11 protein-coding genes and 1 pseudogene are annotated in these 13,199 nt (G+C 41.4%); 8 read left to right on the top strand and 4 right to left on the bottom strand.

All coding sequences use genetic code 11. The features are described 5' to 3' along the window. A pseudogene (locus G574_RS10840) lies at window positions 1-327 on the bottom strand (IS982 family transposase); the annotation flags it as partial. A gap of 75 nt (window positions 328-402) precedes the next feature. Further along, window positions 403-2,094: an alkaline phosphatase gene (locus G574_RS0105990; protein WP_029691406.1), complete on the bottom strand. Its 1,692-nt coding sequence runs from the start codon at window positions 2,092-2,094 to the stop codon at window positions 403-405. A gap of 519 nt (window positions 2,095-2,613) precedes the next feature. Here G574_RS0105990 and G574_RS0105980 point away from each other — a divergent pair. The 8 genes from G574_RS0105980 (at window position 2,614) to G574_RS0105945 (ending at window position 10,519) form a co-directional block, all read left to right on the top strand. After that, window positions 2,614-4,695: an AAA family ATPase gene (locus tag G574_RS0105980; protein WP_029691404.1), complete on the top strand. Its 2,082-nt coding sequence runs from the start codon at window positions 2,614-2,616 to the stop codon at window positions 4,693-4,695. A gap of 157 nt (window positions 4,696-4,852) precedes the next feature. Continuing rightward, window positions 4,853-5,317: an SRPBCC domain-containing protein gene (locus tag G574_RS0105975; protein ID WP_156828111.1), complete on the top strand. Its 465-nt coding sequence runs from the start codon at window positions 4,853-4,855 to the stop codon at window positions 5,315-5,317. Further along, window positions 5,307-5,783, top strand: a complete 477-nt coding sequence (locus G574_RS0105970; protein WP_029691402.1) for a methylated-DNA--[protein]-cysteine S-methyltransferase — start codon at window positions 5,307-5,309, stop codon at window positions 5,781-5,783. The genes G574_RS0105975 and G574_RS0105970 overlap by 11 nt, the downstream gene beginning before the upstream one ends. After that, window positions 5,783-6,136 (top strand): Spx/MgsR family RNA polymerase-binding regulatory protein, encoded by a 354-nt coding sequence (locus tag G574_RS0105965; RefSeq protein WP_029691401.1) that lies wholly within the window; start codon window positions 5,783-5,785, stop codon window positions 6,134-6,136. The genes G574_RS0105970 and G574_RS0105965 overlap by 1 nt, the downstream gene beginning before the upstream one ends. A gap of 263 nt (window positions 6,137-6,399) precedes the next feature. Then, window positions 6,400-7,029, top strand: a complete 630-nt coding sequence (gene nth, locus G574_RS0105960; RefSeq protein WP_029691400.1) for an endonuclease III — start codon at window positions 6,400-6,402, stop codon at window positions 7,027-7,029. 140 nt (window positions 7,030-7,169) lie between these two features. Then, entirely contained in the window at window positions 7,170-8,501 is a 1,332-nt protein-coding gene (locus G574_RS0105955; RefSeq protein WP_029691399.1) for a hemolysin family protein, read from the top strand. 166 nt (window positions 8,502-8,667) lie between these two features. After that, on the top strand, window positions 8,668-9,459 hold the full coding sequence (pflA, locus tag G574_RS0105950) for a pyruvate formate-lyase-activating protein (RefSeq protein WP_029691398.1): 792 nt from the start codon (window positions 8,668-8,670) through the stop codon (window positions 9,457-9,459). Between the two features lie 124 nt (window positions 9,460-9,583). Then, a complete protein-coding gene (locus G574_RS0105945) occupies window positions 9,584-10,519 on the top strand; it encodes a manganese-dependent inorganic pyrophosphatase (RefSeq protein ID WP_029691397.1) in 936 nt (311 codons plus the stop codon). A 658-nt stretch (window positions 10,520-11,177) separates the two neighbouring features. On the opposite strand, the gene G574_RS0105940 is transcribed toward G574_RS0105945, so the two are convergent. Together G574_RS0105940 and G574_RS0105935 are read right to left on the bottom strand one after the other, a co-directional pair. Beyond that, the gene (locus tag G574_RS0105940; protein ID WP_029691396.1) at window positions 11,178-12,185 is read right to left on the bottom strand and encodes a FecCD family ABC transporter permease; all 1,008 of its coding nucleotides are present in this window, start codon (window positions 12,183-12,185) and stop codon (window positions 11,178-11,180) included. Further along, a complete protein-coding gene (locus G574_RS0105935) occupies window positions 12,182-13,195 on the bottom strand; it encodes a FecCD family ABC transporter permease (RefSeq protein WP_029691395.1) in 1,014 nt (337 codons plus the stop codon). The genes G574_RS0105940 and G574_RS0105935 overlap by 4 nt, the downstream gene beginning before the upstream one ends. Window positions 13,196-13,199 lie beyond the last annotated feature (4 nt).

Raw genomic sequence — 13,199 nt, 5'->3', positions numbered from 1 at the left:
AACGACTTTAATGTCGTGAACAGAGGCTGGTGTCACAACATAGTTGAGAATAACCCCCGACAAAGTGACCAGCATATGGACTTTAAAACCATAGCACCAAAGGTTTTTAGTGGCATTATACCCAATATCAGCGACATCATTGAAAATCTTGGCTCTATGATTGCGAATAGGCTGGAAAAGCGGCAATGGAAAACTGTCCATAATCACAATAGTATCTGGCGAGATTGCCTCACTCAAAGCTTGTCGAATGAGCTGAATCAACCAAATGAGTTGCCTTGTTCGTCTATTAAAGCGGCTTCTTTCTAGTAAGTTACGACCAAAGAAAAGCTGACTTTAAACCATAATAATAAGACTGGATCAAGCCCAGTCTTATTTCTTTTATTGCCCACTTTGTTTAGGTTTTTAGCCAACTCCTGTTGGTTTTTTAGTTTCTGTTTCGACTTGTTCTTTTGCTTTCGCAGGATCGCCGTTAAAGCCCATAGCCTCTCCTACTCTGATAGCAACGTCTGTGTCATCGTATTCCCCATCAAACATGTAAGCGCCTGAGCCCATAGCGTATACAGGAACCTTATCCCCAGAGTGGTCTGTGGTTGTCCAAGCCAAACCTGCCTTTTTGTCTAGGATTCGCGTTGCTGTAATGGCGATTGGTGTGTAGCCTCCATAATGAACATGCTGGTCATCATCGTCTTTTTTAGATTCTTCAAAAGCAGTCTTGAGTTCTTGGTATTCCTCTTTTGAGCAGAGTTTACGATTTTCAGCTTGTTTAGCTAAATAGCTATCTTTTTCGCTGTTTGAGATTGATTCTGATGGTGCATCTGGATCTAGCTGTAAGCCAAAGAAATCTTCGATTTTAGGTACAAACGCTTCAAAGCTTAAGGATGGATTTTTTTCTAGCTCGGCTTGTACCAAGTTGTTAAATTCAACCTGAGACCCTTTTTGATGAGTTAGTTGGTCAAAGAAGGTTTCATAACCTGTTGAGCTATTTCCAATGGTGAAGCCACCTGTTGCATGGTCAGCAGTAACGACGATTAGTGTTTCATCTGGGTGCTCATTGTAAAAATCAATGGCCGTTTGGATCGAATCTTGGAAGCCAATGACTTCCTCAACGGTTGTTGCAGCATCATTGGCATGTTCTGCCCAGTCGATTTTACCCGACTCAGCCATCATGAAGAAGCCCTCAGGATCATCTTCCATGACTTCAATCCCTTTTCTGACCATGTCATTGAGGTCTTGCTGGCCTTTTTTCTGGTCAATCTTATAAGTCATAGCCCCATCATCTTGCAAGTCTTCTGCCACAAGGTAAACTTTTTCTGAATCCTTGTTGATAGCTTTAGCCTCTTCCTTGGTATCAGCGATAGTATAGCCTTTTTCTTCCATAATTGCGTAGAGATCTTTTTGATCCTCGTTTTCACCAGTTCGATGTTTGAGAGAGCCTCCTGCGAAATAATCAAAGTCCGTTTCAGCCATCTGGAGACCGATATCATAGTAAGAATTGCGAGATTCTTCGTTGGCATAAAAGGCAGCAGGTGTGGCATGATTTAGGGTTACAGAAGAGACGATACCTACCGCTTTACCAGCTCGCTTCGCTTTTTCAGCAACGGAGTCAGCTGATTTTGTAAAATCCCCTGACAAGCCGATGGTGTCTGTTTGTGTTTTAATGACTGTTCCAAAAGCAGTTGCTGTTGAGGCAGAGTCCGGAATAAAGGAGTGGCAGTCGTACTGTGTTTTCATCCCAACCACTGGCATTTCTGTGAAATTCATGCGGTCAGGATAGACCTCCCCTTTGTTAGTTCTGGTATAGCCTAAGTAATTCTCAGCAGCTGTCACAGGTGTTACCCCCATGCCATCACCGATAAAAAGGAAGACGTATTTAGCTTGATTGTCATTGACTTTAGAATAGTCTTCTGTTTTTGCTCTACCTGTATCATAGAGCTGTACATCTTTGCCATTGGCTGTTTTTTTAGCGGCAGAGGCATCGTTGACTGCCTTAGTATCTAATTTGAGATTTGCGCCTTGCTGACAGGCAGCTAAAATCAAGCTACTACTTGCGATTAGTAATCCCACTTTTTTGGCCAGGGTCCATTTTCTTTTCATAAGTATCTCCTTAGGTATTTGGAATCTATTTCCATCTTTAGTCTAATCAAGAATTGTAAGGATTTGATGGAGATTTTGTAAAAAAGAAGTAAATATTGTGTAAAGAATCACATAAATAGCTGTTTTTCTATCTATAGGTTTCCAAAAGATAAAAAAGGTCAAAAATAGTCAAATTTTCTATTGACCTTTACTGACCAATGATGTATAATAAGCATGTAAGGAAGAAGAGGTCCTTACAGACACCCATGACCACTGAACTTGGATGGCTTCGATTAGTAGCCATTATCTTTTTAAAGAAAAGGTCAGAGATGGTCAGTTTAAAAATCAAAGGAAGATGGAGGTGCATGATGATTCATAGAAAGCTTAGTATCCATTTGATGGGAGATGGTTTAGTCCCAAGTGCGGCACCAGAAATCATCCTTAGGCTCTTAACTCAAAAGGATATGTTTACAAGATGACCAGGTCTATTTTTTTTAGAAAATTGGTCAGTATTAGTCAGAAATAAAGTGAGGAAACAATATGAACAACAATTTTAACAATATGGACGATTTATTTAACCAACTAATGGGCAATATGAATGGCTATCGCTCTGAAAACAAACGCTATTTGATCAATGGCCGTGAGGTAACGCCAGAGGAGTTTGCTAAGTACCGCCAAACAGGGCAATTGCCAGCATCTCTTGCTGAGGAAGCAGTGGAAAGTCAAGGCGCAAAGCTTAAGAAAGATAGTATCTTGCAAGAGTTAGGAACTAACTTGACCGAAGAAGCGCGTCAAGGACGGTTGGATCCCGTCATCGGGCGCAATAAAGAAATCCAAGAGACAGCAGAAATTCTAGCGCGTCGTACCAAAAACAATCCTGTCTTAGTAGGTGATGCAGGTGTTGGTAAAACAGCTGTCGTAGAAGGTTTGGCTCAGGCAATCGTAGCAGGCGATGTTCCTGCTAGCATCAAGAATAAGGAAGTCATCAGTATTGATATTTCTGGCTTGGAAGCAGGGACTCAGTATCGTGGCGCATTTGAAGAAAATATCCAAAAACTCATGTCTGATGTCAAGGAAGCCGGTAATATCATCCTCTTTTTTGATGAAATTCATCAAATTTTAGGAGCAGGTTCAACAGGCGGCGATTCGGGTTCCAAAGGTCTAGCTGATATCTTGAAGCCAGCTCTTTCACGCGGTGAATTAACAGTGATTGGAGCAACGACTCAAGACGAATATCGCAACACCATTTTAAAAAATGCTGCCTTGGCACGTCGTTTTAATGAAGTGACGGTTAATGCCCCATCAGCTGAGGATACTTTGGAGATTTTAAAAGGGATCAGGTCCTTGTATGAGGCGCATCACAATGTTGTCCTACCAGATCAGGTTTTAAAGGCAGCGGTTGATTACTCTGTACAATACATTCCCCAACGTCATCTGCCAGATAAAGCTATCGATTTATTAGATATGACAGCTGCTCACTTGGCAGCGGCCCATCCTGTGACCGATATCAAGTCCTTGGAGGCGGAAATTGATCAGCAAAAACAAAGACAAGAAGACTTTGCTGAAAAAGAAGATTATGAAAATGCTTTGAAAGCTAAGGTCAGAATTGAGGAGCTTCAAAAGCTTATTGATAATCATACGGAAGATAAACGCGTCACAGCTAGTGTCAATGATATTGCAGAATCCGTTGAGCGTTTAACAGGTATTCCTGTTTCACAAATGGGTGCTTCCGATATTGAACGTTTGAAAGGCATGACTGAGCGTTTGGAAGGTAAGGTCATTGGTCAGAATGATGCTGTAGAAGCTGTTTCTCGTGCCATTCGCCGTAATCGCGCAGGTTTTGATGAAGGCAATCGTCCTATCGGTAGTTTCTTGTTTGTCGGACCTACCGGTGTCGGTAAAACAGAGCTGGCGAAACAGTTGGCTTTAGACCTATTTGGCACGACAGAAGCCATTATCAGACTGGACATGTCTGAGTATAGCGATCGTACCGCTGTGTCTAAGTTAATCGGAACGACAGCTGGTTACGTGGGTTACGACGATAATGCACACACCTTGACAGAACGTGTGCGCCGCAATCCTTATTCCATCGTGCTTTTGGATGAAATAGAGAAAGCTGATCCTCAAGTGATTACGCTTTTACTCCAGGTTCTTGATGATGGCCACTTAACAGACGGTCAGGGCAATCAGGTAAACTTCAAAAATACCGTCATTATTGCCACCTCTAACGCTGGCTTTGGTTATGACCAGCCTGATCAAGAAGAGATTGCCATTATGGATCGCATTGCGCCATATTTCCGTCCAGAATTCTTGAATCGCTTTAACGCTGTCATTGAATTCTACAAGCTTAGCAAAGAAGATTTGAGAGCCATTGTTGATTTGATGTTAGCTAAAGTTAATCTTACCTTGGCTAAAAAGGATATTGACCTAAAGGTATCTGACCAAGTGATTGATTACTTGATTGACAAGGGCTATGATGACACTATGGGGGTAAGACCGCTACGTCGGGTTATTGAGAACGATATCCGAGATAAAGTGACGGACTTCTACCTTGACCATTTGGATAGCAAGCATTTGAGAGCTGACCTTAAAGAGGGACGAGTAATCATTCAAGCGGCTTAAGGAGTCATGTTTAGGACAAAAGTATAGAATAGCAAGTCTAGGTTGGGTATGTGCCCAGCCTTTTTGGCATGGGAAGGAAATGAGAGATGCAGTGCCTCGATGATAGTTTTTGATATCCTACTTTTTCCAGTATCAGCTTCTATGATATAATGACAGTATGCAATCACAATTACATCAAAGAGATGGCTATTGGTACCATCGTATGGCTTTTCAATACCCAATGAGCCAGGCGGACGTTTGGGAGTATTTGACCAAGACTGAAAAACTCTCTTCCTGGTTTCCAGAACTGGAAGCTTCTGAAAAAGCCTGGCATTTTGTTATGGTAGATTTCCGCGAAGACTTACCTTTTTTGGAGTGTCTGCCAGAAAAGAAATTGGCTGTTCAGTGGGATCAGGCTGTTGTTACCTTTAGTCTTACGGAAGACGGCCTTGTTTTTCAAGAAAAAATCCCAGTTTCCTACCAAAATGAATTTGCAGATGCCATCAAGGATATGGTGGGCTGGGCTGTCCATATGGAGCGCCTAGAAGCTCTTTTTAATGGCGAGTCCCTACCTGATTTTGAACCTTTAATAGCTAAGTGGGAAAAATATTTGCGTCAAGAAAGTGCCAAGCATGTTTTATAGATCTTACTACCAGTCACCCCTTGGGGAAATCAGTCTTTTGGCTGATGAGGAGTCTCTTTTGGGGATTTACTTTGTCGGACAAGCTTACTTTGAGCGTGGGTTTGAGGTGGCTCAGATTGTGGAGCAAGAGGTAGCTCCGCACCGGGAGGCTAAGGCTTGGCTAGATGATTATTTTGCAGGGTGCAAGCCCAAACCTAGTCGATTGAGACTGGCTCCGCATGGGACTGCCTTTCAGCATCAGGTCTGGTCAGCGCTAGCGGCCATTCCCTACGGTCAAACGACGACCTATGGTCAACTGGCTACAGAGCTAAACTGCAAGTCTGCGCAAGCCATTGGCTCTGCCGTTGGCAAAAATCCTCTATCCATTGTTGTGCCCTGCCACCGTGTTTTAGGGGCTGATGGTTCCTTGACAGGTTATGCTGGTGGCCTTGAGCGCAAGGCAGCGCTCTTAGAATTGGAGAAATGATGTATACTTTTTACGAATACCCTAAATGCACGACTTGCAAGAAGGCTAAGAAGGAGCTGGACAGGCTTGGTCTGGCCTACGAGTCAGTGGATATCAAGACTAATCCACCCAAAGTCAGCCTCCTCAAGGAGCTTTTGGAAAATTCTGGCCTTGATTTGAAGAAGTTTTTCAATACTTCAGGCAATTCCTACAGGGAGCTGGGTCTCAAAGATAAGTTTGACAGCCTGACGGTTGATGAGGCTTTAGAACTTTTGTCAAAAGACGGTATGCTCATCAAACGCCCCATTCTTATCGAGGATGATAAGGTCCTACAAATCGGTTATCGTACACCATATGCAGAGTTGGATTTGTAGATAGCCTAAGGTAGAGAGAAAGCCTAGACAGTTATCACGATTTGTTAATAGGCTTCTTGTTAATCCACCATTATCTGGGGCTGTTTCGGTTGAAAATGGGACAAATGCAGTTGGCATCACAGGTGCAGGTTTAGTAAAGAAGTTTACTGAAGATTTTCATCAACTCCCCCTGCACCTCAGTGTTAGGACTAATCTCATGATAGTAGTCTAGAATTGAGTCTAGTTACTAGAAGTGTGGTTATTATTCATAAAAAAGGAAGATTATGGTTTTATCAAAAAAACGGGCACGTAAGGTTATTGAAGAGATTATCGCTCTCTTTCCAGATGCTAAGCCTAGCTTGGACTTTCGCAATAGTTTTGAACTCTTAGTGGCAGTAACCTTATCGGCACAAACGACAGATGCTGCCGTTAACAAAGTGACGCCTGCTCTCTTTGAAGCTTTTCCAACGCCTGCGGCTATGGCGCTCGCGGAAGAAGAGGAAATTGCTACTTATATTTCTCGACTAGGTCTTTATCGCAATAAGGCTAAATTTTTAAAAAAATGTTCTCAACAACTTTTGGAAAACTTTGGCGGCGAAGTGCCTAAAACACGCTCTGAATTGGAAAGTTTGGCTGGTGTGGGACGAAAGACAGCTAATGTGGTCATGAGCGTTGGCTTTGGTATCCCTGCTTTTGCTGTGGATACACACGTCACAAGGATTTGTAAACATCATGATATTGTCAAAAAGTCGGCAACCCCTCTAGAAATTGAAAAACGTGTCATGGAAGTTCTGCCTGAAGAAGAATGGCTTCCCGCTCACCAGGCTATGATTTACTTTGGACGGGCCATTTGCCATCCTAAAAATCCTCAATGTCACGAGTATCCCCAACTCTATGATTTTTCAGGATTGTGATTTCTTAGTCGCTTTCTTAAAAACTTTGGAAAAGTCCTGTGATGGCTCTTTTTCTGCTTCTTTAGGGCTGAAATGCTTACCTGATTTTAAGAATTTATGCTATAATAGAGACACTATATTGACATTTTAGGAGAACATTGATGGAAGACCCCGGTCAGTCCTTGATTTTACAATTTATTTTATTACTTATTTTAACCCTGTTGAATGCCTTTTTCTCAGCTAGTGAGATGGCGTTGGTTTCGTTAAACAGATCTCGTGTTGAGCAAAAAGCAGAAGAGGGCGAGAAGAAGTTTGTCCGTTTGGTAAAGGTGTTAGAAAATCCTAATGACTTTTTATCAACGATTCAAGTGGGGATCACTTTGATCAACCTCTTAGCCGGTGCTAACTTTGCGGATTCATTGGGTGAGGTTATTGCCAGTTGGTTTGGGAATTCGAGATTAGCCGATACAATTGGTAGTGTGATTTCGCTTATCTTCTTAACCTATATCTCGATCGTTCTTGGTGAACTTTATCCCAAACGTATTGCCATGAACCTTAAGGAAAACCTAGCGGTCATTTCAGCACCTGTTATCCTAGTTTTGAGTAAGCTTGTTAGCCCATTTGTTTGGCTACTGTCAGCATCGACCAATCTACTTAGTCGTATTACGCCAATGAGTTTTGATGATGCGGATGAGCAAATGACTCGTGATGAAATTGAGTACATTTTGACCAATAGTGAAGCGTCATTGGATGCAGATGAAATTGGCATGCTTCAAGGGATTTTCTCACTTGATGAGATGATGGCGCGTGAGGTCATGGTTCCTCGTACCGATGCTTTCATGGTGGACATCAATGATGACATCAAAGAAATCGTCCAAGCCATCTTGAAAGAGAATTATTCTCGTATCCCAGTTTATAATGGGGATAAGGACAAGGTTATCGGTCTTATTCATACTAAAAAGATTTTGAACGATGCCTTTACCAATGGTTTTGACAACATCAACATCCGACGGATCATGCAGGAACCACTGTTTGTTCCTGAAACGATTTTTGTGGATGACCTGTTGACACAGTTACGAGCGACACAAAATCAAATGGCTATTTTATTGGATGAATATGGTGGGATGGCAGGTATCGCGACCTTAGAGGATCTCTTGGAAGAGATTGTCGGTGAAATTGATGATGAGACTGACTTGGCTGCGGAGTCTGTTCGTGAAATTGCTGAGAACACCTATATTGTCCAAGGGACTATGACACTGAATGAGTTCAATGATTACTTTGAAACGAATTTAGAGAGTGATGATGTGGATACTATCGCAGGGTTTTATTTGACAGGTGTTGGCTCTATTCCGAGTCAGGAAGTTAAAGAAAAGCATGTGGTGGATAGCAACGATAAGCGACTAACCTTGATTAATGATAAGGTAAAAGATGGGCGTATTACCAAACTGAAATTGTTGATTTCAGATATTCCCGAAGAAATAGAAGAAGACTAAATCCGAAAATCACAGATGGAAACATTTGTGATTTTTTCTGTTCTATAAAAGAAGTTTTCTGTGATAAGACTTGTGACTCGGTCATATCTTTTCTTTTAATAATGAAAAGTGTATAATAGAATTCATAAAAACGGTTACAAAAACATTTTCACATGAGGAGGTTGCGATGGCAGATATTGATTATTCACAAGTGACGGGAATGATCCACTCGACAGAAAGCTTTGGATCTGTTGATGGGCCGGGCATCCGTTTCATTGTTTTCATGCAAGGCTGTAAAATGCGTTGTCAGTATTGCCATAATCCCGATACTTGGCAAATGGAAACCAATAACTCTCAGGAACGAACTGTTGAAGATGTTTTGAATGAAGCGATGAAATACCGTCATTTTTGGGGTAAAAACGGAGGTATTACAGTTTCTGGTGGAGAGGCTCTCTTGCAGATTGAATTTGTCACAGCCCTTTTCCATGAAGCTAAAAAATATGGTATTCATTGTACCTTAGATACCTGTGCATTACCTTTTCGTGATAAACCGGCTTATCATGAGGTCTTTGATAAACTTTTAGAAGTGACTGATTTGGTATTGCTTGATATCAAAGCCATTCGCCCTGAGAAACATAAAATAGTGACAGGGCAGTCGAATCGCAATATTTTAGCCTGTGCGCGTTACCTTTCTGATAAGGGAGTCCCCGTTTGGATTCGTCATGTTTTGGTACCAGGTTTGACGGATTTTGATGATGAGTTAGAGGAATTAGGTCAATTTGTCAAAACTCTGAAAAATGTGGATAAATTTGAAATATTGCCTTATCACACCATGGGTGAGTTCAAATGGCGCGAGTTAGGTATCCCTTATAAGTTAGAAGGTGTCAAACCACCGACACCAGCACGTGTGCAAAATGCTAAAGACATCATGCATACGGAAAGTTACACCGATTATATGAAACGTATGCAGGGTGCTTAAGTGATATAGTCAGAGCTTGTTCTCTGGCTTTTTTTATGGTTTAATTTGTTAACAGGCTCTTTGGTAACTTACCTAGACTTATGGTATAATGTAGGAGAATTTGAAAAAATAAAGAGGTATAAATATGTCTAAATTTTTAGTTTTTGGTCACCAAAATCCTGATACGGATGCCATTGCTTCATCATACGGTTGGGCTTACTTAGAACGTACAGCTTTTGGTCGTGATGCTGAATCTGTAGCCCTTGGTACACCAAATGAAGAAACAACCTTTGCCCTTAACTACTTTGGTGTCGATGCACCACGTGTTATAGGATCTGCTAAAGCAGAAGGTGTTAACCAAGTTATTTTGACAGACCATAACGAATTCCAACAGTCTATCTCAGATATCCGCGAAGTAGAAGTAGCAGCTGTTATTGACCATCACCGTGTAGCTAACTTTGAGACAGCAAACCCTCTTTACATGCGTTTAGAGCCAGTCGGATCAGCATCATCTATCGTTTTTCGCGCCGCTAAAGAAAATAATGTTGAGCTTCCAAAAGAAGTTGCTGGTCTACTGCTTTCAGGTTTGATTTCAGATACTCTCCTTTTAAAATCACCAACAACCCACGAGTCAGATTCACAAGTGGCTAAAGAATTGGCAGAAATTGCTGGTGTTAACTTGGAAGAATATGGTCTTGAATTGCTCAAAGCAGGGACAAATCTTTCTAGCAAATCAGCAGCCGAATTGATTGACATCGATGCTAAGACCTTCGAGCTAAATGGTAATAATGTCCGCGTCGCTCAAGTGAACACGGTTGATATTGCTGAAGTCTTGGGACGCCAAGAAGAGATTGAAGCAGCGATTTCTGAAGCCATTGTTTCAGAAGGGTATTCGGACTTTGTTTTGATGATTACAGATATCCTCAACTCAAATTCAGAAATTCTTGCCCTTGGTTCAAACATGGACAAGGTAGAAGCAGCCTTTAATTTCAAACTTGAAGATAATCATGCCTTCCTTGAAGGTGCTGTTTCACGTAAGAAACAAGTCGTACCACAATTAACCGAAAGCTTTAATGCATAACTTACAAGAGAGAGTTAATCTGAACTTTTGAGTGACTAGGTTCGGGATAAAATGCTTTATTGCTATACCCGTTTAAACTTACCTCTGAATAGTCAGAGATGGCTAGGCGATAGATTATGCTTAGACATATAAGGTTTGCATCTGTCAAATAGAGTTATTCGTGTTGCGACCTGCAAACGGCTGACGATCTTAGGCAATCATCCAGATGCTGAGTTGACGTATTGATTGCAATCGTAAAATAAGAGCTAGGGTTTGGGCCCTAGCTCTTGTTTTGTTGATGTGATTCTAGATTGATGAAAAGCCATTTCGCAACTTTCCTTAAATGGCTTACTCATTTATTTAAAGAATCGTTCTTAAAAATTGTTAGGTAGACAGTTTTGATAAATAGCTCCAGCGTCCCGAGACTTTGTTTATCACGTTTTTAAAATGGATTGAGCATAGTTGGAAGTTGCCGTTGAAGATAGCATCGCTTACAAAAGATGTTTCTATTTATCTTATATTAGCAGTCTTATGCAACTTATGCTATCAAAAGTATCGTTTGTCTCTATTATAGGAGTAGACAGAACTAGACGAATTTAAATGTTATTTGCTACATTCACGATTTTAAGAACGATGCTGTACATATTATCTCATGCTAAAGATAAATGCCAAGTCTTTCTCAGCGATCGGTTTTTAACATGAGGTATAAAAAGTAGGGAGCACCAATCAGAGTTACGACAATACCGGTAGGGATTCCGGTGCCGACCAGCAGGACACGTCCGATAGTATCGGAAATTAATAACAGAAGCATACCAACTAAAAGACTTGCAGGAATACTGAGGTGATAGTCATTGCCTAATACTTTTTTAGTGATATGCCCAGAAATCAGACCAATAAAGGTCATGTTACTGACAATGACAACGCTTAGTGATGCTAGGGCTGTAGCAAGCATCATAATGATCAAGCGTTGTTGCTGTAGATTGAGTCCTAGCGCTAATGCGGATTGTTCGTTCAAACTCATAATATTTAAGGACTGGCTCTGACTATAGGTCAATCCCCAAAGACAGATCATAATGACCCCAAACAAGGCTAATATATTCCAGGAGGGGGTAGTGATTTTACCGCTTAACCATTCAATGATGAGATTAATTTTAAGTTCGGATAAAGATGAGAGGATAGTAATCATCATACCTGAAATCATACTGGACATCCCAACTCCAGTAATCACTAGCCGTGTAGGACTAATACCGTGGTTTTTTTTACGAGAAATCCAATAAACAACAAAGATGGTGATGGTACCACCAGTCATTGCTGCAAAGGGCATTGCAATGATCGCTTGAAGATCTGATAGATTAACGAACCCAATTAAGAGAGAGATGAACAAGCCAGCGCCCGCATTGACTCCCAAAATACCGGAGTCAGCCAATGGATTTTTGGTCAGATTTTGTAGTAATAGACCTGCTAAAGCTAAGGAGCCTCCTCCCAAAAGACAGGCAATGATTCTGGGGAGTCGAATCGTCATCATGATAAATTGTGTCGTACTTGAAGCATTGCCTTGAAGAAGCTCCCAAACATCTATTAGAGAAGTATTGGCGTAGCCAACAGAGAGTGAGGCAAGTATGGCAAGGCTTAAAGATAAGAGAAGGAGCAGCCAAATATAAGATGTTTTGATGGTTGTTTGTCTCATAAATAGCCTCCTCGTCTAATAAGCCATAAGAAAATCGGGAGACCAATCATACTTATAATAGCCCCTAAGGGAATTTCAGTGGGAGGATTTAGTGTTCGCGCTAATAAATCAATCCAAATCAAAAAGGTGCCACCAGAAAAAGCAGTGATTGGTAATAAGAGTTTGTAATCTTTTGGGAAAATCATCTTTAGAAGATGAGGAATTATCAGACCGACAAAAGCAATAGAACCAACAATGGCAACAGCTCCCGCTGAAAGAGAGAGAACAATGAGTAGTGAGATTACGGTCGTTGACAAGTTTTCTTGTCCTAATCCTTTGGCCACGGTCTCATTAAGGCTGAGGATGTTGAGTTGATGCGCTAGAAACTGTGACAAAACGATACCTAGTAAGATAAAAGGCAAGACAATTTCTAGCATTTTCCAATTGGTCTGTGCTAGCCCACCAGCCTGCCAACCAATGACACTGGCTTCTAATTGAAAGAACAGAGTGGTGGCTTGACCAATCGCTGAAAAAAGAGTTGATACCATTGCACCAGCAAGGATGAGGCGTAGTTGGTTGTATCCTTTTCCTCTACGATAGGATAAGACAAAGACAAGTAGGGTTGCTAGCGCTGAACCTAACAAGCAAACGATTAAAATATGTGTATAGTGGAGATTTTTAAAAAAGGCTTGAGCAAGGATTAGGGCTAGGCCAGCTCCGGCATTAATCCCTAACAGACCTGGATCTGCGATAGGATTTCTTGTGATCCCTTGCATCATGAGGCCTGATTCAGCCATGGCTGCCCCAACGAAGAAGGCAGCGATTAAACGGGGCAAGCGGATATCGATAATGATATCTTGGACCTTAGAGTCCTTAAGAGGAGAGGTTAACACTTGTCTCAATTCGTGGTGTGAAAAGTGAATCGCACCTAGGCGTAAACTGAGGTAACTCCCTAATCCACATAAGAGTAGCAGTAAGAAAAAAACAAGCCAAAGCTGGTTTGGCTTATTTAATCGCATATTCCTAAACATCAGA

The organism is Streptococcus hyovaginalis DSM 12219, from assembly GCF_000420785.1.
Lineage (GTDB): Bacteria > Bacillota > Bacilli > Lactobacillales > Streptococcaceae > Streptococcus > Streptococcus hyovaginalis.
This window is presented reverse-complemented; position numbering and strand designations above follow the sequence as displayed.

Bases quoted from the DNA above. Each gene is read 5' to 3' on its own strand.
- G574_RS0105990 (WP_029691406.1), bottom strand. From the start codon at position 2,094: ATGAAAAGAAAATGGACCCTGGCCAAAAAAGTGGGATTACTAATCGCA.
- G574_RS0105980 (WP_029691404.1), top strand. From the start codon at position 2,614: ATGAACAACAATTTTAACAATATGGACGATTTATTTAACCAACTAATG.
- G574_RS0105975 (WP_156828111.1), top strand. From the start codon at position 4,853: ATGCAATCACAATTACATCAAAGAGATGGCTATTGGTACCATCGTATG.
- G574_RS0105970 (WP_029691402.1), top strand. From the start codon at position 5,307: ATGTTTTATAGATCTTACTACCAGTCACCCCTTGGGGAAATCAGTCTT.
- G574_RS0105965 (WP_029691401.1), top strand. From the start codon at position 5,783: ATGTATACTTTTTACGAATACCCTAAATGCACGACTTGCAAGAAGGCT.
- nth (WP_029691400.1), top strand. From the start codon at position 6,400: ATGGTTTTATCAAAAAAACGGGCACGTAAGGTTATTGAAGAGATTATC.
- G574_RS0105955 (WP_029691399.1), top strand. From the start codon at position 7,170: ATGGAAGACCCCGGTCAGTCCTTGATTTTACAATTTATTTTATTACTT.
- pflA (WP_029691398.1), top strand. From the start codon at position 8,668: ATGGCAGATATTGATTATTCACAAGTGACGGGAATGATCCACTCGACA.
- G574_RS0105945 (WP_029691397.1), top strand. From the start codon at position 9,584: ATGTCTAAATTTTTAGTTTTTGGTCACCAAAATCCTGATACGGATGCC.
- G574_RS0105940 (WP_029691396.1), bottom strand. From the start codon at position 12,185: ATGAGACAAACAACCATCAAAACATCTTATATTTGGCTGCTCCTTCTC.
- G574_RS0105935 (WP_029691395.1), bottom strand. From the start codon at position 13,195: ATGTTTAGGAATATGCGATTAAATAAGCCAAACCAGCTTTGGCTTGTT.